Source organism: Streptomyces sp. NPDC050485, from assembly GCF_044458185.1.
In the GTDB taxonomy this organism is placed as follows: Bacteria; Actinomycetota; Actinomycetes; order Streptomycetales; family Streptomycetaceae; genus Streptomyces.
Window position 1 is genome coordinate 79,894 of the sequence record NZ_JBITHR010000014.1, and the last position, 21,309, is coordinate 101,202.

Below are 21,309 nucleotides of genomic sequence, written 5' to 3' on the forward strand. Positions count from 1 at the left end.
TTCACTGCTGGCGTCGATGGGTGTGGTCGGCGGAGCCACGAGCCTTGTCAGGCTGTGGTGCCTAGTCACGGCAGCTCGCGGAGCACGAGTGCGTCGGGGAATGGCCTGCCGGTTCGCTGCGCGTACGTCATCCGCTCGCGGACCTCGTGCAGGGAGCGGGGGTGGTAACCGGGTCCGCCACAGCAGCTCTTGTGGAAGCGCACGCCTGCGTGCAGCAGCACCGAGAGCGTTCGCCAGGCTGCGGTGTCCCGCCGTCGCGGTGCAGCGAAGGCCGAACCGACATGGACCATCGGCTCCGCACACCGCGGACAGATCCGCTGCCGATCCCGGTCATAGGGCTGCTTGTACGAAGCCCGGCAGGGCAGGCAGACGTACGAGGTCTCCGCATGAGCCATGCAGGCAGAGTAGGCACCACACAGTGGCGGGATCGACCGATTTCGCTCTGGGGGCGGTCTTCTCTCCGGCCGGGCAGCAGCGTCGCCCACTGGGCATGCCGCATCTGCGGTAACCCCTACGACGCTGGCCCTACCCGAGCACCTCCCGCATCCTCTGCTCGAACGCGATCACCGGGCGCTCCCCCGCGTGGGGCGTGAGGCGTCTCTGGAACTCGTGGACATGTCCTGCGACGCGAGGCGAGTCGATCGAGGCGCTCAGATCGAGGGCGAGGCCGGCGCTGGTGCAGGCGGCGTCGATCTTGCCCTGTTGGAGCTGGGTGGTGGCGAGCCAGAAGGCGTGGAAGGCCCGGCCTCGCTGCTGGTCGGTCTTCTCGCGGCGGAGCCCCTCAGCGATGAGGGGCTCGGCACGGGTGGCTTCGCCGAGGCGGGCCAAGGCGATGCCAGTGTCGACGATCAGCTTCGTCTCGTCGAAGTAACGGACCCATGTGGGAGCTTCGTCTTCCTGTCCTCGAGCGCGTTCGTAGGCATCACGGGAGCGACCGATGGCGGCGTGGCAGGCCACGGCATCACGAAGAGCGGCATGGGCGAAGGCTTCGCGCATGTTGAGCATCGACATCACCAGGGGCTGGTCACCGACGGTTCGCGCGGTGTCTTGAGCCTTGCAGGCGAGAGCGACAGCGTCGGCTGGATGGCCGTCGTAGGTGGCCTGAAGGCTCATACAGGACAAGACATTGGCCATGAACAGGCGGTCGCCATAGCTGCGGGAGAGGCTGAGGGCCTGGGTGAAATACGCGCGGGCGGTGCTGTATTGCCGGGCATCGAAGTAAGCCCAGCCCGCAAGACGGGCCAGCTCGGCGGCGAGGGAGTGGAGGTCTCGACGCAGGGTGTCGTCGGTGGTGCGCATCAGCTGGGTCACGTACCGGAGATGGCCGACGACGGCGGGTCGCAAGGCCGCGCCGCCGTGCTGATCGTCGCGGCGCCAATAGTCCTCGACCGAGGAGCGGAGAGCGGTCAGGGTGGAGCGGGTGACTTGGCCGTCTGCAAGAGCCAGGAGATCATCCAGGCTGCCGCTCGATCCGGCCTCGGAGCCAACCTCCGACTCGGACTGAAGCTGAGGAGCTGGTTCCTGCACGCCGACAGGCGAGGGGATTTCCCAAGGGCGATGGGCGAGGCCGAGCATCGCCCCTGGGATGCGGAGCCCATCGGCGACACGCTCGATGACGTCGATGTGGGCGAGGCTCCGGCGGCCGGACATGATCTCGCCGACCCGGCTGGGGGTCATGCCGCACAGCGCGGCGATCCGCGACGGATAGATCCCCGCCTTCACCTTGGCCAGTCGGAAGACCCGGGTGAAGTCACGTCGACGACAGGCTTCCCGCCATTCCGGGCTGGCCAGTAACTCCGGCGGAAGCGCGCGGTGGGGCTGCGGTCCGGACACTCGCGTCCCTCTTCCTCACCTCATGGGGCAGCGGTCGGGAAGTCAACCGCCAAGGATTTTACCCACGTTGGGTAATCACCATGACCTGATCCTGTGATCCGCGCTGCGGTGAGCTGGTCCCCCGATCCACCCGCGACGAGGGGACGCGATGCTCCCGATGACAGCGCACGACCAGCCGATGACCGCCGAGCGGTGGCAGATGCAGTTCACCTCCAGCGCCAAGTGCGTCGCCCTCGTCCGCAAGCAGGTCGGCAGGGCACTGGGAAGCTGGGGCTACGACACGGACGCCATCGACCGGACACTCCTGGTCTGCAGCGAACTGGCCACCAACGCCGTCCAGCACGGCCACCGGCCCGGCTATCTCTTCGAAGTCCGCATGACCGCCACCGGAACCACCTGCCTCGTCGAGGTCTCCGACGCCAGCCCTGTTCCGCCCAGACCGCTCGCAGCCGGGATGGACGACGAACACGGCCGCGGCCTCCAACTCGTCGCCGCCCTGGCCGAGGAGACCGGCCACCACTCCCGCCGCCCGCTCGGCAAGACCGTGTGGGCCCGCCTGCTGCTCGACGCTCCGAAGGAGGAGGCCGATGCATGAGCTGATCGCCGCCCCGTACCTGGACAACTTCCTCCTGGTACGCCCCGGCAGCCCCAAGGCAGCCCGGCTCCCGTTCGCCGAGTACTCCTGGCTCATGCGGGCCGCCGACACCAACGCCGAGTGCCCCACCTGGCTGGCCAATGTCGCACGGCGCACGTGGGCCTTGAACCTCGACGGGCGGCGCCTCCGGGAGGCGGTCGCGGTCCGCCTGCCGTCGCCCTTTGGCTACGGACGCGCGTCGTACGAACTGAACCTCGGCTGCAACTACGACTGCGAACACTGCTACCTCGGCCGCAAGCAGTTCTCCGGCCTGGAGTGGCCCGGCCGCGAGCGCCTGCTGTACGTCATCCAGGACGCCGGAGTCCTGTGGCTCCAGCTCACCGGCGGCGAGCCGATGATCGACAAGCTGTTCCCGGAGACGTATCAGATGGCCCACGAGTTGGGGATGCTGGTCGAGATCCTCACCAACGGCTCGCGCCTCGCCGCGCCCAAGAACCTGGCCCTGCTCACCCGGCGCCGCCCCAACAAGATCACCGTGAGCGTGTACGGAGCCACCGCCGAGGCGTACGACGAACTCACCCGCCGCAAAGGCTCGTACCGGATGTTCCTCAACGGCCTGAACGCCGCCCACGAAGCCGGACTGCCCCTCGACCTCGCACTGATCATCACCCGGCACAACACCCACGAGGCCGACCAGATGCGGGCCTTTGCCGACGGCTACGGACTGCCGTACCGCGAGTACACCCACATGTCGCCGACGATCTACGGCGGCGCCGAGACCCTCGCCTCCCAGGCGCCCGAGCACCTCAGCGATCGCGAGCCCTTCCAGGGCTGCAACGCCGGCCACACCTTCTTCCACGTCGACCCGCACGGCATGGCCTCCATCTGCAAGGTCGGCCGCGACAGCGCCATCCCCCTCATGACCGAAGGAGTCGAGGGCCTCGCCCGCCTCGGCGGCGTCGCCGACTCCCTGATGCTTCGCACCGGTGGCTGCTCCGGCTGCCAGCTCTCCGGCACCTGCCGGGTCTGCCGGCCGCTGGCCAAGGTCTACCAGGAGGCGAAGGCACCACTGAACAGGTACTGCCAACACGCAGAGACAAGGAGCTGACCATGGCACCCGTGCCCGTCACGATCGCACCGTTCCGCCCGGCCGAGGCCGATGAGGAGCCCGTCCTCATCGAACTCATCGAAGACCTGGACTCCTTCGCCCAGGCCGCCCTGCCCGGCTGCGGCGACGACAACCCGTACAACTGACCAATCCACGAAGAGGACTTCCGGCACCTCCCCGTGCCGGAAGTCCCCTTCGGCCGTCCCGTCTGGGAGCCTGTCCGCCATGGCCGTGACCACCGTCGACTTCGACGACCTGCCCGCTGCAATCCGCACCGCTATCGAGGCCAAGACCGGTCCGATCCTCAAGGCGGAGACGATCTCGGCGGGCCTGAACAGCTCCCTGTCCGCCCGCATCCGCACAGTCACGGGCGCCGTCTTCCTCAAGGGCCTGCGCACCGGCCACCGCTGGGTCTGGACCCAGCAGCGCGAGGCGGACATCAACCCGTACGTCACCCTGCTCGCCCCACGCCTGCTCTTCCACGTCACCGCCGACGGGTGGGACATCCTTGGCTTCGAGGCAATCGCCGGCCACCACGCCGACTACTCCCCCGGCTCCCCCGACCTCCCCAAGGTCATCGACGCCATGCGCCAGCTCGGCGAGATCCCCTGCCCCGACATCGAACTCCGCCAGGCCGATCAGCGCCTAGCCGGCTACGTCGACAACCCAGCCGACGCCGAGTTGTTCAAGGGCGACGCCCTGCTCCACACCGACTGGAACAACCACAACGTCCTCATCACCGACGCCCGCGCCCACCTCGTCGACTGGGGCTGGGCCACCCGCGGGGCCGCCTGGCTCGATCCCGCCCACTGGATCATCTGGCTCATCGCTGCCGGCCATACGCCGGCCAATGCCGAATCCCAGGCTGCGGCACTTCCCACTTGGGACGCCGCACCGTCACCAGCTGTAGATGCCTTCGCTCAGGCCAGCAGCAACCTGTGGATGGAGATCGCGGGAAGCGCGCCTGATCGTTGGACCGGTCGCATGATGAGCGCCAGCGCTCAGTGGCTACAGCACCGGATGGGTGAATCCGGCTCGCGTAGGCAAAACCCGTAACAGTGCACAAGGAGCCATTCTCGCCAAAAGGCGTGCAGCACCGTTGAGATCCAGCCGAGCTCTTCGGTTCGTCGGGCCATGTTCAGGGTGTCACTGCAAGGCTATCTCGGCAGAGATGCGGGGCCTGCCCGTATCGCCACCGGGGGTGTCAACATGGCTCAGAATCGTAGGGGCTACTACCGTGCGGCGCACTATGTAAGGCCAACCACCATTTCCAGCCGTGCGAAGAAGCCAGCAACCTGGATGATCATTGTTGGCCTCTTGCTGGTCGTTGCAGCCTGGAACACCTTCTTCGGGAACCATTCCGAGACACCAGCACAACAGCAGCAGCCCCCTGCCACCTCAGCCCCTGCCTCCCGATAGGCCCGCTCTAGGCAGCCATTGAGGCACAGTCAGGCGAGACTCATTCACTCTTGGCGCGAATGCCTCGCCTGACGAACCGCTTCCAAGTTGCACTCCGAGGCTTCTTCGCACAGCCCTGGACTTCTGCATCAATAATCGCGTTGGCAGCGCCGACTCGGTCTTCTTCGTCTCGAAGGCGCTTCCAGGCTTGCTCCCACTGCGCCACCTGCTCCTCTGGCACACCGCATGTCGAAAGATAGACACCGACCGTGCTCCAGCGCCTCGGCATCGAATCCCTGCTGGTAAGACTGCTTACGGTCCCCTTCCCGATCTTTCCGCCTGAGTAGCGGCTGATATCCAGCTGCGACATGCAGCTTATTTCCCGAACCTGCGCAAGCGATAAAATGAAGCCCTGCACGGTCCGGAGACCAGTCGGGTCTGGCCAGGGCCGAAGGGATGCGCTACGCCCTTGCTCTGCTTCATGCGCAACGGGAGGCTGCCGATAGGCAGGGTTACGACCGAGGGCAAGCAACCCGGCAGTGTTACGATCCCGCTTCTGAGGCAGAGGACGCCCCTTAGCCTTCAGCTGTTTCCGAATCTGCCTGAAAACATCATCAAGGTCCAGAAGCGCAGGTCCTCCCAGGATTCCGGAGTCCAACACCTGGATCAATTCCCCCGTGAACGCGGTGAATGGTTCGTCAGGTGGGGCCAGCGCGGTCTTGTCTCTCGGCGCAGAGGCCATGACATAGCTGCCCTCAATCTCCGCGTAGTCCATCAGGTCGGAGGGGCCACTCATTGCGCCAAGCGCCTTGCCGCTGAAGCAGCAATCAAGCACCACCACGTGCCGTCCCGCTCGGCCGTCCAAGACCATGTCTCGCAAGTTCATGTACCGAAGGCCAGTGTCCTCACGCTTCTGCACAGAGCCCGCTACAGCCAGGTACAACTCCCCACTCGGGCTCAGAAGGCCGTGCCCCGCGTAGTACACCAGCAGCGTGTCGGTGGCCTCCTCGGCAGCGGCGTGTACGGCATCAAGGATCTGAGTTGCACTGGTCGGTTCGCTGACAACGCTGCAACTGTCTTGACTCAGGCTCCAGCCCAGCGGCCCGGACAAAGCCCGTGCCAGCGCTCCCAGATTGTTGGCGACCGCCGGCAAGGCATCCAGATGGCTGTACTGGCTGGCTCCGATCAACACAGCACGAGAAGCACCAGGATCTGGCAGGCGAGTCACAGACTCTGGCTTTGCTCGTCGCCCTCTTCCTCAAGCATCGCGATCGCTCGGCGGATCTCCGTCTCATCACCGCTCGATATGGCGACGACCACCTCGCCGCGCCTCACCGTGACCGAGGGCTCCCGGCGGCGCGTCTGTCGCCACGTCACAAGCGCAAGGACGAAGTTGGCGGCGCTCCAGCCGTTTTCTGTGATCAGCTGGAGGGCGTCCGCTGCAGAACCCATCTCCCCAGGGCCCGGGGGCCGCTCCAACAGGTCATAGCTGGCGGTCCGGCGGAGATCAGGTTCGTCTCGCAACCAGGCATGCAGGGAACGCAGATCATCATCGTCCCCAGCCGCTACCTCAATACGCACAGTGCCCCTCCCTAGCCCCACTCGCACACGAAAACGCTCGTGCGCGAAGCCCGTGTCCATCCTCGTGCACGTCCCGTCCGAGGACCACACGTTTCGCCTCATCGGCTCAGGGCGCAGTGCCCAGCAGTCCGCACACAGTCCGCAAGACACCCGATCAAGACCGTCGCACCCCATCGCCAGCAATCAAGAAAAGGCCAGGTCAGCGACGCACAGGGAAGATCCCCGCAGGTCGCCGACCTGGCCCATTACTTGGAGACCAAGAAGGCCTGACCCCAGGCCCAGTCGGCACCGCCCTGCCGCGTCCACGGACGCGCGGGCCGGAGCGGGCGCTGAAGAGGCTCGGCCGGACACCGGCCGGGCCTCTTCGCGCATGGGGGCGCGCATGGCTCGGCACCCGCTTCGCGGCGCGGGCTCCGGGGTGTCTGCTCGGGTAGGCTCGCGCGCGGGCTTGGCGCGTGACGGGCGGCACACCGCGGAAGGTAATCCTCCGGGTTAGGTTCGGCGGCATGGAACCTCCGTACCCGCGGCTTCTCGTCGACCGTTACGAACGGGCCTTCCGCTTCTACGATGCGGTCCTCCCCGAGCTCACCGGCTGCACGCTCGCGCGGGGCAACTCGTCGTCCGGCTATGCCAGTTGGGATGCCGCGGATGGACGGACCGCGCTTGCCCTGTTCACCCGGGCCGCGATGGTCTCCGCGCTCGGGGAGCCCAACGTGCCCGGCGGGGGCGGCTCGCTGGTTCTCCACGTGGCCACTCCGCAGGCGCTCGACTCGGCGGTCGCGCTGTGTGCCGGGGCGGGCGGCGTGGTGGTGGCCGCGGCTCGGGATCTGCCGGAGTGGGGGGCGGGGCTGCGGGCAGCGCATGTCCTCGATCCGGACGGGAATCTGGTGGAGTTGCAGACGTATTAGGGGAGTTGCTGACGTACTAGCGGACGTACGCACCCCCCTCAGCCCAGCCCCCTAGCCCAGAGCCCCCCCCTCGCCTCAGCCTCCCCCTCACCCCAGCCCCCTCCTCACCATCCCCACAACCTCCTCCTCCGAAAGTCCCAACTCCCGGGCCAGCTCCACCAGTTCGCGCACCCTCAGCTGCAACGTCGCCCGCCCCCGGGCCGCCGTGTCGTCCACGACCACCGCACCCCGCCCCCGGCGGAGTTCGATCAGGCCCTCCTCCCTCAGGCGCTGGTAACCCCTCAGCACCGTATGGACGTTGACGCCCAGGGAGTCCGCCAGGGTGCGGGCCGCGGGGAGGCGGTCGCCCGGGGATACCGTGCCCTCCGCGATCGCGCGGCGTACCGAGGCCGCGATCTGGTCGCCCAGCGGCTGGGGCGATGCGAAGTCTACGCGGAACAGCATCAGCGCCCCGAGGCCTCTCGGTCGGCCAGGGTGTTGAGCAGGGCGGCACCCGTCGCCGAGTCGTCCACCGTCACCGCGAACTCCCGCCCGCTGCGGCGCCGCACCACGATCGCCTCACCCGAACGCAGGACGAGTCCCGACTTGCCCGGGCGGACCCGATAGCCCCAACCCCCGTACTCCGACGGGACCTTGACCTCACGGCTGACCGCCCGGTCGACATCGGAGAGCGGCACCCGGATCCGCGGCCACGGCAGCACCGTCGGCCGCGCGGTCAGCCCGTGCCGGTCGACGGTGACGTACGGGCAGGAGAGCGCGAGGCAGGGCAGGGCGATCATCAGCGGGAGGAGGGCGCGGGACCAGCCCGCCATGTACAGCACACCGATGGTCGCGGCGACCAGCGCCACCCCGGCCCACAGCAGCACCCGCGAGGGCGCCCGGCGCATCCAGCCCGCCACTTCGCCCTCGGCCAGGTCGATCCGCTCGGGCTCGCCGGGGTCTCGGGACGGCACCGGTGCCGGCAGGGGCAGCGTCCGCGCGAGCAGCCGGCCGAGCACGGCCGCCAGCACCGCGACGCACGCCGCGACGGCGGGCTGCCACGGCGGCATGCTCACTCCCGCCGGATCGACCGCGTCGGCGTTGTCGATCAGTACCGCGACCGAGAGACAGCCGACGAGGCCGGCCACCGCGTACCCGGCCCCGATCATCCACTGACCCCCGCGCACGGCCAGGTCCGCGGTCATAGCGACCACGCTGCACAGTACGGCGAGCCCGGCGTTCAGCACGATGACGAACACCAGGTACGAGGCGCGGCTCTCCGTGGAGTCGGAGCTGCCCCCCGCCGTGAAGTGGCTGGCGAGCCGGGAGGGCAGTCGGTCTCGAAGGAGCGCGAAGACCGTCAGGTCGACGGCCAGTGCGAGCAGGAACGGCAGTACGGAGACGGCCACCAGGCGGTACCGGACACGATTCATCGAAAACCTCCTTGTTCGCATAGTAGTAGAACAATGCAGATTCAAGGAAGGAGGGCCGAGGAAGAAGGTCCGAGGAGGGGGGCCGCCCCCTGACGCAGAGCGGCCGCCGCGTGCCCGGGAGTCATGGGGACTCCCCGGTCCGCGGCGGCCGCGATGAGCAGGTGGGGGTTAGGGGGGTGTCCGGCGGGTCATGGCCGGACACCCCTAGATCGGGTCCAGGGCAGACCGCTGGAGGCGTGCGCCGGACGGGAGTTGGCGGCGGATGTCGTTCAGCACCGAGCCGAAGTCCAGCTCGGCCCGGCCGCTCGCGTACACCGCTCCCCCGAAGTGCAGCGCGACCCCGAGGTCGGGCTCCGGCGGTTTGAGGGAGAGCAGGCAGCTGAGGGTGGCCTGCTGAACCGCGCCGTCGTCGGAGGCGACGGGCACGGGCATGTCCCATTCCAGTACGAAATCGCGGAGGTTCCCGCCGTCGAGCGCGAAGGTGCCGCTCTCCGTCGGTATCCCCGGTACCGGGCCGAGCGAGTCGAAGCTCGCTCCGGCGAAGTCGACCCCCCTGATCCGGGTCCGCAATTGCGTCCCGTCAGTGGTGATCGTCAGCGCTTCGGATCCTAGGCGGTCCCGGTACCAACCCGCCCATGACTGTGGTGTCATGGGCGGAGATTAGCGGCGTACCCTGCTGTTCGTCACAGGGGGTGACCGAAATGAGTGTTACCACTTCCTTGCGTACTTCGACACAACCGCACCGTTGTCGAACGATCGGGACCAGGTCAGCCCGAACTGACAGGGTGTGAACTCGCCTTCCAGCAGCCGGATTCCGGCGCCCGCGAGCACCGGATTCTCGCCGTCAGGCCTGCGGCTCGCGCCACATCGGGTACATCAGGGGGCCGTCCGGCAGCCGCAGCGGCTCGCCCAGCGGGGCGAAGCCCAGGCGCTCGTACAGCCGGGGGCTGCGCTCGCTGCTCGCCTCCAGGTAGGCAGGGCGGCCCGCCCGGTCGCACTCCTTCAGTACGGGGGCGATCAGCGCGGCGCCCAGGCCCCCGCCCTGACGGTCCGGGGTCACCGCGATCAGCATGAGGTACGCGTGGGCGCGGCCGTGCGGATGGGCCGCGGCGGTCAAGTGGGCTATCTGCTCGACCCGTTCGTTGTCCGGGTCGACCAGGGCCCGCAGCTGCGCGGGGCCGTCGTCGTCGCCGTCCTCCGGATCGGCGGGGACGTCGAGCCACAGGGCGGCCGCCGAACCGTCCTCCATGATGTCCACATGGCCTTCGGTGAGGGCGAGTTCGAGGAACGCGGCCATCAGGAGGTGGTGCACCTCGCGCCGTCGCGCCTCGTCGGGCAGGACCCAGCTGCTCACCGGGTCGTGCTGGAACGCCTCGTCCAGAAGCCGTACCACCGCCGCCCGGTCGTCCGGACCCGCCCGCCGTATCCCCGCGCCCATCTCCGGCCCGCCCATCTCCACCGCTCCCGCCGCCCGTGTCGTACGTCAACTGACGGCAACCATCCCAGAGTTGGCCCGCTCCGCCCAGCGGACCGCGGGGCCAAGGGCGTACCCGGCGGCCAGGAAGACCGCCCCGAGCAGCAGCCAGCCCGGCACTCCCCAGTCGACGATCAGCGCGGTGAGCAGCAGCGGGCCGAGCATCCTGGCCAGCGGCACGCCCATGCCGAAGAAGCCCTGGTACTGGCCCTGTTGGCCGACCGGTGCCAGGTCGAAGCCGATCTGCCAGGCGCCTGCGGACTGCATCATCTCGCCCGCCACCTGGAGCCCGCCCGCCACGAGCAGCACCGCCACCGCGGCCCAGGCGGGCGCGTCGGCGGCGCTGAGGGCGAACACCGCGCAGGAGGCGAGCATCAGGGCGCCGCCGCGCGCCACACTGCGTACGGCGCTCGGCAGATCGCGTACGGCGGACGCGGTACGGACCTGGAAGAGCATCACCGCTCCGGTGTTGAGCACGAGCAGCGCGGAGACCAGCCAGCCCGGCGCGTCGGTGCGGGTGACCGTCCACAGCGGGATGGCGAGGCTGATCAGCGGCATCCGCAGCAGGAGCAGCATGTTGAGGAAGGTGACGACGGCGTAGGGGCGGTCGCGCAGCACCTCGAACCGCTGGCCCCGGCCGGGCGCGGCCGCCATCGGCGCCACCGCGGGCAGCCGCAGCAGGACCAGCGCGCAGAGCAGGAAGGCGGCCGCGTCCAGGGCGAACACCGCGAGGTAGGCGGTTCGGGTGCCGTAGTGCAGCGCGACCCCGCCGCCCGCCGCGCCGACGGCGAGCCCGGCGTTCAGCGTGGACTGGAGGTGCGCGAGGACGTGCGTACGGTCCGTGCGGGCGACCAGCGCGGCAAGCAGGGCCTGGCGGGCGGCGGCGAGGCCGGTCTGGGCGGTCGCGTAGCAGCAGGCGGCCAGCACGAAGGGGAGGAAGCCGCGGACGAACAGGAAGGCGGCGACCGAGACGCCGGTGGCCGCGGCGAGCAGTACGGCGACGGTGCGCGGTCCGCGCCGGTCGGCGAACCGGCCGAGCGGGACTCCGGCCAGCGCGCCGACGGCCCAGGCGAGCGTGAGGCCGAGGCCGATGCGGGTGGGCGAGAGGCCTACGACCCGGCTGAAGTACAGCGCCGAGGTGACGTAATAGGCGCCGTCGCCAAGGGAGTTGATGAGCTGGGCGGCGGCGAGGCCGCGGGCGGGTCCGGCGGGCGGCAGGAAGCGGGAGGGCATGAACCCATCAAACCAAGCGGAATGGCCCAGCACGGGGGCCACTTGGGTCCTGGTTCACTGGGCCATTGCGAAAGGCCGGGCCTCCCCGCGTCAGCGGTTCCGGCGGGTCACGAACTCGGCCAGGGCGAGGAGTTCGCCCGCGGCCGTCAGATCGGGGACGGCGCGCGAGAGGTGGTGGACCGCCCGGGCCATCCGGTCGGCGGCATGGATCTGGGCCCAGTCGCGGCCGCCCGCCCGGTCGACCGCCTCGGCGGCTCTGCGGACCGCGGTGGCCCCCATCGGCCCCTGGTACAGCTCGGTGAGTTCGGCCGCCGCGGGGGTGCCCGAGCCGAGCGCGGCGACGACCGGCAGGGACTTCTTGTGGGCGGCGAGGTCGGCGCCGACCGGTTTCCCGGTGCGCCCCGGGTCGCCCCAGATGCCGATCAGGTCGTCGATGAGCTGGAAGGCGAGCCCGGCCTCGCGGCCGAACGCGTCCATGGCGGCCACCTCCTCCTCGCCCGCCCCCGCGTACAGCGCGCCCAGCGCGCAGGCGCAGCCGAGCAGCGCCCCGGTCTTGGCCATCGCCATGCCGAGGCATTCGTCCAGGGACACGTCCTGCGGGCCCCGCTGCTCGAAGGCGCAGTCGGCCTGCTGGCCGGCGCAGAGTTCGATGACGCAGGCCGCGAGCCGGGCGGAGGCGGCGGGCGCCGCGGGGTGGTCGTCGGCGGCGACCAGGCGCAGCGCGAGGGCGTGCAGCGCGTCCCCCACGATGATGGCGTCCGGCGTGCCGAACACGGTCCAGGCGGTGGGGCGGTGCCGGCGGGTGGCGTCCTCGTCGATGACGTCGTCGTGCAGCAGCGTGAAGTTGTGGACGAGTTCGACGGCGGCCGCGGCCCGTACCGCGGCTTCGGGGTCGCCGCCGAGCGCCCGGGAGCCGGCGAGGACGAGGGCCGGGCGGATCGCCTTGCCCGCCTGTCCGCCGGCCGGGGTGCCGTCGGCGTGCTCCCAGCCGAAGTGGTACATCGCGACCCGCCGCACCGAGCGGGGCAACGACTCGACGGCTGAGCGCAGTTGAGGGTTGACGACGGTGCGGGTCCGTTCCAGCAGATCAACGGCCTCGCGGCCCTCAATGGCTTCCGACATTGCCAACTAGGGTGCCCTTTCTTGGAGTTGACGGCCGTCGCCGGGCGCGCCGCGGCCGGCACGCCCGGACCGGAGGCTCACCGCCAGCGGCTGACCTCGACGTTCTCCAGGACACCGAGCGCGTCGGGCACCAGGATCGCGGCCGAGTAGTACGCGGTGACCAGGTAGTTGATGATCGCCTGCTCGTCGATGCCCATGAAGCGGACCGACAGGCTCGGCTCGATCTCGTCCGGGATGCCGGACTGCTGGAGCCCGATGACGCCCTGCTCGGCCTCGCCGGTACGCATGCAGATGATCGAGGTCGTACGGGCCTCGCTCACCGGGATCTTGTTGCACGGGAAGATCGGCACCCCGCGCCAGGCCGGCACGTGGTTGCCCGCGACCTCCACCGACTCCGGCACCAGACCCCGCTTGTTGCACTCGCGCCCGAACGCGGCGATGGCGCGCGGGTGGGCGAGGAACAGCTTCGAGCCGCGTCGGCGCGAGAGCAGCTCGTCCATGTCGTCGGGGCTGGGCACCCCGTCGTGCGGCTGGAGGCGCTGGCCGTAGTCGCAGTTGGTCAGGAGGCCGAACTCCCGGTTGTTGACCAGCTCGTGCTCCTGGCGCTCGCGCAGCGCCTCGACCGTGAGCCGCAACTGCTGCTCGGTCTGGTTCATCGGCTGGTTGTAGAGGTCGGCGACCCGGCTGTGGACCTTCAGCACGGTCTGCGCGACGGAGAGTTCGTACTCGCGGGGCGAGCCCTCGTAGTCGACGTAGGTGTGCGGGATGACGGTTTCGCCGACATGGCCCGCGGAGAGGTCGATCGCCGCTTCGCCGAGGTGGTTGGTGCGCTGTTCCGGAAGCTGCGAGAACGAGGTGAGGTGCGCCTGGAGGGACTCGGCGCGCTCCGCGAGGTTGAGCACGTCGGTCCGGCTCAGCACCAGGACCGTGCACGCGGTGGTGGCCCGGACCGTCCACTGCCAGGTGGCGTCCCCGGAGACCAGCGCCTGGTCGCCGAAGTACGCCCCGTCCGCGAGGAAGCCGAGCTCCGTCTCGTCGCCGTAGTGGCCGGTGCCGATCTTCTCGACCCGGCCGTGCGCGAGCAGGAACACCCGGTCGGCGGCGTCGCCCGCGACGGCGATGATCTCGCCCGCCGCGTACTGGCGCTGCTCGCAGCGGCTGGCCAGCTCACCGAGCGCGGCCTCGTCCTCGAAGTCCCGCAGCGCGGGCAGCTCGCCCAGCTCGGCGGGGATGACGTCGACCCGCTCGCCGGTCTGGACGAACGTGATCCGCCCGTCCCCCACCGAGTAGCTCAGCCGTCGGTTCACCCGGTACGTACCGCCTTGCACCTGGACCCATGGCAGCATGCGCAGCAGCCAGCGGGAGGTGATCTCCTGCATCTGCGGGGCGGACTTGGTGGTGGTCGCCAAGTTCCGCGCGGCGGCTGTGCCGAGACTCTGCTGGGCGCGGTTCTCGGGACCTGCCTCGACCGACATGTGACTCCTTCTGAACTCTCACGATCATGAAGCTGAACTGCGTGAAGAAGCCTTCCATCACGATGAGTCGCCACGCCATTACTCAAATGAGTGGGATTGGAATACCAATCGAGCGGGCATCCGTCGCCATCGTGCTCGAACAGTCCGCTTCCGCCCGTTGCGTCCCGCACCCGGAATCCACCGGCCCGCCATCCGTCCGTCATTCGCACCCAAGACGCGACGGGCCGACGCGACGGGTGTCCGGATCGGCTCGCACGGCGAACCGAACAGATCGCCCCATAGCGGGAGTCGGGGTACAAGCGGTACGAGATATTCCGCACCGCTCTGGAAGGAGGCGGCCATGGCCCCTCCCCTGTCCGCTGACCAATTCCTCGCCGCACTGCGAGCCGAGGGCCTCACCGTGGTCGAGGTCGGCCAGTGGCGCGGCCACAACCGGGCCGGTCACGGTGGGTGGGGCCCGGTCAACGGCGTCGTCATCCACCACACCGCCACCAGCGGCGCCGACGCCACGGTCCGCCTCTGCTACGACGGCTACGACTCCCTGCCGGGCCCGCTCTGCCACGGCGTGATCACCAAGGACGGCACGGTCCACCTGGTCGGCAACGGCCGCGCCAACCACGCGGGCGCGGGCGACGGCGACGTACTGCGCGCCGTGATCGCCGAGAGGCGGCTGCCGCCGCCGGTGAAGAACGACACCGACGGAAACACGCACTTCTACGGTTTCGAATGCGAAAACCTGGGAGATGGGCAGGACCCCTGGCCGCAGGCCCAGCTCGACGCCGTCGAGAAGGCGGCCGCCGCGATCTGCCGCCACTACGGCTGGACCGAGCACTCCGTCATCGGGCACAAGGAATGGCAGGTCGGCAAGGTGGACCCGCGCGGCTTCACCATGGACTGGCTGCGCGAACGCGTCCACGAGCGCCTCAAGTGACACCTGAAGCGACAATGGTTCCATGACCCCCGAAGCGCTCGCCCCCCGCCTCCCCTCCCCCTTGGAGGAAGCGCCGGACGAGCGCTTCGCGCGGCACGGCGTACGCCTGCTCCTCAAGCGGGACGACCTGATCCACCCTGATCTGGTCGGCAACAAGTGGCGCAAACTGGTGCTGAACCTGCGGGCCGCCGCCGGCCGCCCCGTCCTCACCTTCGGCGGCGCCTACTCCAACCACCTCCGCGCGACCGCCGCCGCCGGGCGCCTCCTCGGCTTCCCCACCATCGGCGTCGTACGCGGCGACGAACTGGCCGGCCGGACGCTCAACCCGTCCCTCGCGCAGTGCGCGGCGGACGGCATGCGGCTGCACTTCGTGGACCGGTCGGCCTACCGCCGCAAGTCCGCGCCGGACGTGCTCGCGGGCCTCCTCGATCTGCTCGGCCGGGACGCGTACGTCGTCCCCGAGGGCGGCAGCAACTCCCTTGCGGTGCGGGGCTGTACGGCACTCGGCGAAGAGCTGCGCGGCCTCGCGGACGTCGTTGCGGTGGCCTGCGGCACCGGCGGCACCCTGGCCGGCCTGGCCGGCGGCCTCGGGCCCGGGCAGCGGGCGATCGGGGTGCCGGTCCTGAAGGGGGGCTTTCTGGGCGAGGCCATACGCACGCTCCAGTACGAGGCCTTCGGCTCGGCCACGGCGAACTGGACGCTGGACGAGCGCTTCCACTGCGGGGGCTATGCCCGCACAAGTCCCGAACTCGAAGCGTTCGCCGCCGACTTCGAGGGGCGGCACGGAGTGGGGGTGGAGCGGGTGTACGTGGCCAAGCTGCTGTTCGGGCTGCTGACGCTGGCGGAGCAGGGGGCGTTCCCTCCGGGGACGAGGGTGGCAGCGGTGATCACGGGCAAGCCCTGAAATTTCCCCACCCCGCCCCTTCCCGAAACCCTCCGGGGGTGGGTGATTCGGCTGCGGATCGCGCGTGGGCGCTCGCGCAGTTCCCCGCGCCCCCAACACCCCCGGGGCGGGTGGGAAAACCCCCTACCCCTCGCCCTCCCGGTATGCCGCCGCCTCCTCCAGGTCCAGTCTGCGCAGCAGCGTCCGCAGGAGTTCGTCGTCGATGCGGCGGCCGTCGCGCAGTTCCACGAAGACCTGGCGTTCCGCTTCGATCATGGCGCGGGACAGCCGCCGGTAGGTGTCGTCCGCCGACTCCCCCGTCGCCTCGTTGACCGCCCCCAGCCGCTCCCACACCGCGTTCCGGCGCCGCTCCAGAACCGTCCGCAGCCGGTCGGCGAGCGGCGGCGGGAGGGCGTTGCGTTCGTCGGCGAGGAGTTCGTCGAGGCGGGCCTCCGCGGCCCGGGAGGCCTCGCTCTGGGCCTGTGCCTCGGCCAGCGTCTCGGCCTGGGTGTCCCGCCCGGGGAGCTTGAGCAGCCGGATCAGCGGGGGCAGCGTGAGCCCCTGCACGACCAGCGTGCCGATCACCGTGCTGAAGGTCAGGAACAGGACGAGGTTGCGGGCCGGGAAGGCCGTTCCGTCCGCCGTCGTCAGCGGGATCGAGAAGGCGATGGCGAGCGAGACCACGCCGCGCATCCCGGCCCAGCCGACGATCACCGGCGCCGTCCAGTCGGTGTCCGGCTCCCGTCGCCTGAGCTTCTCGGACAGCGCGCGCGGCAGGAACGTGGCGGGGAAGACCCAGACGAACCGGGCGACCACCACGAGGAGGAACACCCCCACCGCGTACCAGACCGCCTCGCCGACCCCGTACTCCCCAAGTCCCTTGAGGACCACCGGCATTTGCAGCCCGATCAGCGCGAACACCGCCGATTCGAGGACGAAGGCGACCATCTTCCACACCGCCTCCTCCTGGAGCCGGGTCGCGAAGTCGACCTGCCAGGAGCGGTGGCCCAGGTAGAGCGCGACGACCACGACCGCGAGCACCCCGGACGCCCCGATCATCTCGGCCGCCGCGTACGCGACGAACGGGATGAGCAGCGACAGCGTGTTCTGGAGCAGCGCCTCGCCGAGGTGGCGGCGCAGCCAGTGGATCGGCAGCATGAGGACGAGCCCCACCCCGATGCCGCCGACCGACGCGAGCGCGAACTCCGCGAGCCCGCCCGCCCAGGTGGCCCCCGCGCCGACGGCCGCCGCGAGCGCCACCTTGTACGCGGTGATCGCGGTCGCGTCGTTCACCAGGGACTCGCCCTGGAGGATCGTGGTGATGCGGCCGGGCAGCCGCAGCCGGCGCGCGATGGCGGTCGCCGCGACCGCGTCCGGCGGCGCGATCACGGCGCCCAGGACGAGCGCCGCGGTCAGCGGCAGATCGGGCACGAGGAGGTACGCCAGGTAGCCGACCACGACCGTCGCGAACAGCGTGTAGCCGACGGAGAGCAGCGCCACCGGCCGGATGTTCGCGCGCAGATCGAGGTACGAGCTGTCCAGCGCGGCCGTGTGCAGCAGCGGGGGCAGCAGCAGCGGCAGCACGATGTGCGGGTCGAGGGTGTACTCCGGGACGCCGGGCACGTACGCCCCGATCAGGCCGACCGCGACCAGGAGCAGGGGAGCCGGCACGGGGGTGCGGCGGGCCGCGCCCGCCACCGCCGCGCTCGCCGCGATCAGCGCCACCAGCGGCAATGCGTCCATCACAACCGTCCGTCCCCGCTCACCCGCGCCGCGCGCTCCGTCGTAACCTGGCCATCATGAGCGAGTGCCCGCACGTTGCAGAACTGCCGCGCCCCGAGCCGGCCCCGCTGGGCGATGGCTGCCCGGAGTGCCTGAAGGAGGGCACCCATCCCGTGCAGCTGCGGCTGTGCCTGGTCTGCGGGCACGTGGGATGCTGCGACTCCTCGCCCCGCCAGCACGCGACCGGGCACTTCAAGGAGACCGGGCACGCGGTGATGCGGACCTTCGAGCCCGGCGAGAGCTGGCGCTGGTGCTTCGTGGACGGCGTACTGGTGTGACCGGGGAGGTTCGACCCCGCGGCGGCTGGGTACGTCAACCCGGCGTCGGTTCACAGCAATTGGGCGCCGCAAACCCCTAGCCACTGTCCGTACTCATAGGCTTACCATGAGTGACAGCCGCCGGGAGGGCTTCCGGCGACAGGGCACTATGGATCGCGATAGCGTCGCCAGTCCAGGTACGGACCCCGTACCCACGGCCCCGGGACCTCCCCTCTCCCCGGGCCTCGACAGAGCTTGTGCCACCTTGGAGGTGAGGGTGTCCCAGATCGCAGGCGAGCCCGGGAATCAGGACTTCGTGGAAGTCCGGCTGCCGGCCGCGGGTGCCTACCTGTCGGTGCTGCGTACGGCCACGGCCGGACTCGCGGCACGTTTGGACTTCACCCTCGACGAGATCGAGGACCTGCGCATCGCGGTCGACGAGGCCTGCGCGATCCTGCTCCAGCAAGCGGTCCCCGGCTCGGTACTGAGCTGTGTGTTCCGCCTCGTCGACGACTCACTGGAAGTCACCGTCTCGGCCCCGACCACGGACGGCCGGGCTCCCGAGCGCGACACCTTCGCCTGGACGGTGCTCTCCGCGCTGGCCGGCAAGGTCGACTCCTCCGTCGCCGAGGACCGTACGGTCTGCATCAGCCTGTACAAACAGCGCGGCGCGGGCCCCGGACCGGCGTGAGCGGGGAGGGTCCGGTGCGGGACGACAAGCGCATCCCCGAGGCGGTGCGCTCCGCGGGCATCCCGGAGCAGCAGGCCCGGCCGCACCCGGTGGACAGCGCTGTGGATGGCCCAAATGGCGTTTTGGACGCGGCGGAGCAGGCAGAGCGGGCGGCCCTTATGAGCGAGCACACCGAGCACAGGCACCACGATCCACACGATCGCAGCGGGGCGCGGGCGATGTTCATCGAGCTGCGCAAGCTGCCCGACGGATCGCCGGAGAAGGCCGAGCTGCGCAATCAGCTGGTCCGGATGCACCTGCCCCTGGTCGAGCACCTGGCGCGGCGCTTCCGCAACCGGGGCGAGCCGCTGGACGACCTCACCCAGGTCGCCACGATCGGTCTGATCAAGTCGGTGGACCGGTTCGACCCCGAGCGGGGCGTGGAGTTCTCGACGTACGCGACGCCCACCGTCGTCGGCGAGATCAAGCGGCACTTCCGCGACAAGGGCTGGGCGGTGCGGGTGCCGCGCAGGCTCCAGGAGCTGCGGCTGGCGCTCACCACGGCGACGGCCGAACTGTCCCAGCAGCACGGTCGCTCCCCGACGGTGCACGAACTGGCCGAGCGGCTCGGCATCTCGGAGGAAGAGGTCCTGGAGGGTCTGGAGTCGGCCAACGCCTATTCCACCCTGTCCCTCGACGTTCCGGACACGGACGACGAGTCACCGGCGGTGGCGGACACCCTGGGCGCGGAGGACGAGGCGCTCGAAGGAGTCGAGTACCGCGAGTCCCTCAAGCCGCTCCTTGAGGATCTCCCGCCGCGCGAGAAGCGGATCCTGCTGCTGCGCTTCTTCGGGAACATGACCCAGTCGCAGATCGCCCAGGAGGTCGGCATCTCCCAGATGCACGTCTCCCGTCTACTGGCCCGCACCCTGGCCCAACTCCGGGAGAAGCTGCTGGTGGAGGAGTAGGCGCTGCCGCCGAGGTACCGGGGGCGCCGCCCCCGGACCCCTGCTCCTCAATCTCCCCAAGGCCTGAAGGGCCAGGGGGGACCCCCATGAGGGGCTGATAATTGCCAGCGCTAGGCGTCCCGCATGGGCCCGCGAATACCCAGCGCTTTGGTGGTGGCCGGGTTCACCAGCAGCACGAGCCCGGCGATGGCCACCCCCGCGAGAGCGATACCCGCCGGGATCCAGGGCGCACCGTCGGAGTTGAGGAACGTCCAGGCGACCGGCAGGGCCATGATCTGGGTGATCATCGCGGGGCCGCGGCTCCAGCGGCGGCGGAGCAGCAGCCCGCGGGCGGCGATCAGCGGGATCAGGCCGAGGACCACCAGCGTCACGCCGCCCATTTCGGCCTGGGTGGGCCGGTCGGGCTTGCCGGTCAGGCCCATCACGAGCAAGCAGAGGCCACCGGCGACCAGGGCGAGGCCTTCCAGCGCGGACAGTGCCGCAGCGGCGGTCAGCCGGCCGGGGCGCGGTCCGGCGGGGGCTTCGGGGGTCTGCTCAGTACTCACCCGGCCAGGGTAGCCCGCCGCATTCGCCCCGCCCCCGGCCCCGCCCGGCCCCGCCCTGAGCCGTCTGGCCCAAGTGCACCCCGATACCACCCGGTAGGTAGTCTGGCGCCCATGCGTGCACTTCTCGTGGTCAACCCGGCGGCTACCTCCACCAGTGCGCGCACGCGTGACGTCCTCCTGCACGCCTTGGCCAGCGAGATGAAGCTGGAGGCGGTGACCACGGAGTACCGCGGGCACGCCAGGGACCTCGGGCGGCGGGCGGCCGAGAGCAGCGACATCGATCTTGTGGTGGCGCTCGGCGGCGACGGCACGGTCAACGAGGTCGTCAACGGACTGCTGCACAACGGCCCGAGCCCCGAGCTCCCCGAATTCGCGGTGGTTCCCGGCGGCTCGACGAATGTGTTCGCGCGGGCGCTGGGCCTGCCCAATGACGCTGTGGAGTCGACCGGTGTCATTCTCGACGCGCTGCGCGAGAACCGGCACCGCACGGTGAGCCTGGGTCTCGCCGCCGGGGTCCCGGGAAGCGTGGACGAGGGGGTTCCGCCGCGCTGGTTCACGTTCTGTGCCGGGTTCGGATTCGACGCGGGTGTGGTCGGCCGGGTCGAACAGCAGCGGGAGCGCGGGAAGCGGTCGACGCATGCGCTCTATTTGCGCCAGGTGGCCCGGCAGTTCTTCGGCGAGCCGCACCGCAGACACGGCCAGATCACGCTGGAGCGGCCGGACGGCGAGTCCGTCGAGGGCCTCGTCCTGTCGATAGTCTGCAACACCTCCCCCTACACCTACCTGGGCAATCGTCCGCTGTACTCGTCCCCCGACGCCTCCTTCGACGGGGGCCTCGACGTGCTCGCGCTGACGAAGATGACGACGCCGACGGCGACCCGTTACGCGACCCAGCTGCTCACTTCGACCCCCGACAAGGGTCCGCACGGCAAGCACGCCGTATCACTGCACGACCTGACGGACTTCACCTTGCATTCCAAGGCTCCCCTCCCCTTCCAGATGGACGGCGACCACCTGGGCCTGCGTAGCAGCGTCGCGTTCACAGGCGTACGCCGTGCACTGCGTGTGATTGTGTGAGTGGAAGGGCCCAAAGTCCTTTCACTCGAACGTTTAGGCTGCCATCCACCCCATGGA

24 protein-coding genes are annotated in these 21,309 nt (G+C 70.0%); 11 read left to right on the plus strand and 13 right to left on the minus strand.

Going from position 1 to position 21,309, the window contains the following annotated elements:
• Positions 1-65: 65 nt before the first annotated feature.
• Both ACIBK6_RS26410 and ACIBK6_RS26415 read right to left on the minus strand, forming a co-directional pair.
• The gene (locus ACIBK6_RS26410; RefSeq protein WP_399053831.1) at positions 66-395 is read right to left on the minus strand and encodes a deoxyxylulose-5-phosphate synthase; all 330 of its coding nucleotides are present in this window, start codon (positions 393-395) and stop codon (positions 66-68) included.
• A 130-nt stretch (positions 396-525) separates the two neighbouring features.
• Positions 526-1,833 (minus strand): helix-turn-helix domain-containing protein, encoded by a 1,308-nt coding sequence (locus ACIBK6_RS26415; RefSeq protein WP_399053832.1) that lies wholly within the window; start codon positions 1,831-1,833, stop codon positions 526-528.
• 157 nt (positions 1,834-1,990) lie between these two features.
• Between ACIBK6_RS26415 and ACIBK6_RS26420 the strand changes: the two genes are divergently transcribed.
• The 4 genes from ACIBK6_RS26420 (at position 1,991) to ACIBK6_RS26435 (ending at position 4,592) form a co-directional block, all read left to right on the plus strand.
• Positions 1,991-2,428 carry an ATP-binding protein gene (locus ACIBK6_RS26420; protein ID WP_399053833.1) on the plus strand — a complete coding sequence of 146 codons (438 nt, stop codon included), beginning with the start codon at positions 1,991-1,993 and terminating at the stop codon, positions 2,426-2,428.
• Positions 2,421-3,536 (plus strand): radical SAM protein, encoded by a 1,116-nt coding sequence (locus tag ACIBK6_RS26425; protein ID WP_399053834.1) that lies wholly within the window; start codon positions 2,421-2,423, stop codon positions 3,534-3,536. Before ACIBK6_RS26420 ends, ACIBK6_RS26425 begins: the two co-directional genes overlap by 8 nt.
• 2 nt (positions 3,537-3,538) lie before the next feature.
• Positions 3,539-3,682, plus strand: a complete 144-nt coding sequence (locus tag ACIBK6_RS26430; RefSeq protein ID WP_399053835.1) for a hypothetical protein — start codon at positions 3,539-3,541, stop codon at positions 3,680-3,682.
• Between the two features lie 79 nt (positions 3,683-3,761).
• On the plus strand, positions 3,762-4,592 hold the full coding sequence (locus tag ACIBK6_RS26435; RefSeq protein WP_399053836.1) for an aminoglycoside phosphotransferase: 831 nt from the start codon (positions 3,762-3,764) through the stop codon (positions 4,590-4,592).
• Positions 4,593-4,995: 403 nt separating this feature from the next.
• On the opposite strand, the gene ACIBK6_RS26440 is transcribed toward ACIBK6_RS26435, so the two are convergent.
• Together ACIBK6_RS26440 and ACIBK6_RS26445 are read right to left on the minus strand one after the other, a co-directional pair.
• Positions 4,996-6,123 carry a caspase domain-containing protein gene (locus ACIBK6_RS26440; protein WP_399053837.1) on the minus strand — a complete coding sequence of 376 codons (1,128 nt, stop codon included), beginning with the start codon at positions 6,121-6,123 and terminating at the stop codon, positions 4,996-4,998.
• Between the two features lie 35 nt (positions 6,124-6,158).
• Positions 6,159-6,515 carry a hypothetical protein gene (locus ACIBK6_RS26445; RefSeq protein WP_399053838.1) on the minus strand — a complete coding sequence of 119 codons (357 nt, stop codon included), beginning with the start codon at positions 6,513-6,515 and terminating at the stop codon, positions 6,159-6,161.
• A gap of 506 nt (positions 6,516-7,021) precedes the next feature.
• On the opposite strand from ACIBK6_RS26445, the gene ACIBK6_RS26450 reads away from it, so the two are divergent.
• Positions 7,022-7,423 carry a VOC family protein gene (locus ACIBK6_RS26450; protein ID WP_399053839.1) on the plus strand — a complete coding sequence of 134 codons (402 nt, stop codon included), beginning with the start codon at positions 7,022-7,024 and terminating at the stop codon, positions 7,421-7,423.
• Between the two features lie 87 nt (positions 7,424-7,510).
• Here ACIBK6_RS26450 and ACIBK6_RS26455 read toward each other — a convergent pair whose 3' ends face one another.
• The 7 genes from ACIBK6_RS26455 to ACIBK6_RS26485 form a co-directional block, all read right to left on the minus strand.
• Entirely contained in the window at positions 7,511-7,867 is a 357-nt protein-coding gene (locus ACIBK6_RS26455) for a GntR family transcriptional regulator (RefSeq protein ID WP_399053840.1), read from the minus strand.
• Complete coding sequence (locus tag ACIBK6_RS26460) at positions 7,867-8,835, minus strand: DUF1648 domain-containing protein (protein WP_399053841.1); 969 nt, start codon at positions 8,833-8,835, stop codon at positions 7,867-7,869. Before ACIBK6_RS26460 ends, ACIBK6_RS26455 begins: the two co-directional genes overlap by 1 nt.
• Before the next feature lie 204 nt (positions 8,836-9,039).
• Entirely contained in the window at positions 9,040-9,486 is a 447-nt protein-coding gene (locus ACIBK6_RS26465) for a DUF6304 family protein (protein ID WP_399053842.1), read from the minus strand.
• 193 nt (positions 9,487-9,679) lie between these two features.
• Positions 9,680-10,273: a GNAT family N-acetyltransferase gene (locus ACIBK6_RS26470; protein WP_399053986.1), complete on the minus strand. Its 594-nt coding sequence runs from the start codon at positions 10,271-10,273 to the stop codon at positions 9,680-9,682.
• 45 nt (positions 10,274-10,318) lie between these two features.
• Positions 10,319-11,542, minus strand: coding sequence for an MFS transporter (locus ACIBK6_RS26475; RefSeq protein WP_399053843.1), 1,224 nt, complete (start codon positions 11,540-11,542; stop codon positions 10,319-10,321).
• A 90-nt stretch (positions 11,543-11,632) separates the two neighbouring features.
• Positions 11,633-12,664: a family 2 encapsulin nanocompartment cargo protein polyprenyl transferase gene (locus tag ACIBK6_RS26480; RefSeq protein WP_399053844.1), complete on the minus strand. Its 1,032-nt coding sequence runs from the start codon at positions 12,662-12,664 to the stop codon at positions 11,633-11,635.
• Positions 12,665-12,741: 77 nt separating this feature from the next.
• A complete protein-coding gene (locus ACIBK6_RS26485; protein ID WP_399053845.1) occupies positions 12,742-14,139 on the minus strand; it encodes a family 2B encapsulin nanocompartment shell protein in 1,398 nt (465 codons plus the stop codon).
• A 340-nt stretch (positions 14,140-14,479) separates the two neighbouring features.
• Here ACIBK6_RS26485 and ACIBK6_RS26490 point away from each other — a divergent pair, with 340 nt between their 5' ends.
• Together ACIBK6_RS26490 and ACIBK6_RS26495 are read left to right on the plus strand one after the other, a co-directional pair.
• Entirely contained in the window at positions 14,480-15,070 is a 591-nt protein-coding gene (locus tag ACIBK6_RS26490) for an N-acetylmuramoyl-L-alanine amidase (RefSeq protein WP_399053846.1), read from the plus strand.
• A 22-nt stretch (positions 15,071-15,092) separates the two neighbouring features.
• A complete protein-coding gene (locus ACIBK6_RS26495; protein ID WP_399053847.1) occupies positions 15,093-15,974 on the plus strand; it encodes a 1-aminocyclopropane-1-carboxylate deaminase/D-cysteine desulfhydrase in 882 nt (293 codons plus the stop codon).
• Positions 15,975-16,097: 123 nt separating this feature from the next.
• Here the strand turns inward: ACIBK6_RS26495 and ACIBK6_RS26500 are convergent, their stop codons facing one another.
• Positions 16,098-17,696, minus strand: coding sequence for a Na+/H+ antiporter (locus tag ACIBK6_RS26500; protein WP_399053848.1), 1,599 nt, complete (start codon positions 17,694-17,696; stop codon positions 16,098-16,100).
• A gap of 56 nt (positions 17,697-17,752) precedes the next feature.
• Here ACIBK6_RS26500 and ACIBK6_RS26505 point away from each other — a divergent pair, with 56 nt between their 5' ends.
• From ACIBK6_RS26505 to ACIBK6_RS26515, 3 genes are all read left to right on the plus strand, one after another.
• Entirely contained in the window at positions 17,753-18,013 is a 261-nt protein-coding gene (locus tag ACIBK6_RS26505) for a UBP-type zinc finger domain-containing protein (RefSeq protein WP_399053849.1), read from the plus strand.
• Positions 18,014-18,269: 256 nt separating this feature from the next.
• Positions 18,270-18,683: an anti-sigma regulatory factor gene (locus tag ACIBK6_RS26510; RefSeq protein ID WP_329463120.1), complete on the plus strand. Its 414-nt coding sequence runs from the start codon at positions 18,270-18,272 to the stop codon at positions 18,681-18,683.
• A 14-nt stretch (positions 18,684-18,697) separates the two neighbouring features.
• The gene (locus tag ACIBK6_RS26515; RefSeq protein WP_399053850.1) at positions 18,698-19,630 is read left to right on the plus strand and encodes an RNA polymerase sigma factor SigF; all 933 of its coding nucleotides are present in this window, start codon (positions 18,698-18,700) and stop codon (positions 19,628-19,630) included.
• Between the two features lie 110 nt (positions 19,631-19,740).
• Here ACIBK6_RS26515 and ACIBK6_RS26520 read toward each other — a convergent pair whose 3' ends face one another.
• Positions 19,741-20,175, minus strand: a complete 435-nt coding sequence (locus ACIBK6_RS26520; protein ID WP_399053851.1) for a hypothetical protein — start codon at positions 20,173-20,175, stop codon at positions 19,741-19,743.
• A gap of 111 nt (positions 20,176-20,286) precedes the next feature.
• On the opposite strand from ACIBK6_RS26520, the gene ACIBK6_RS26525 reads away from it, so the two are divergent.
• Positions 20,287-21,252 carry a diacylglycerol/lipid kinase family protein gene (locus ACIBK6_RS26525; RefSeq protein ID WP_399053853.1) on the plus strand — a complete coding sequence of 322 codons (966 nt, stop codon included), beginning with the start codon at positions 20,287-20,289 and terminating at the stop codon, positions 21,250-21,252.
• Positions 21,253-21,309 lie beyond the last annotated feature (57 nt).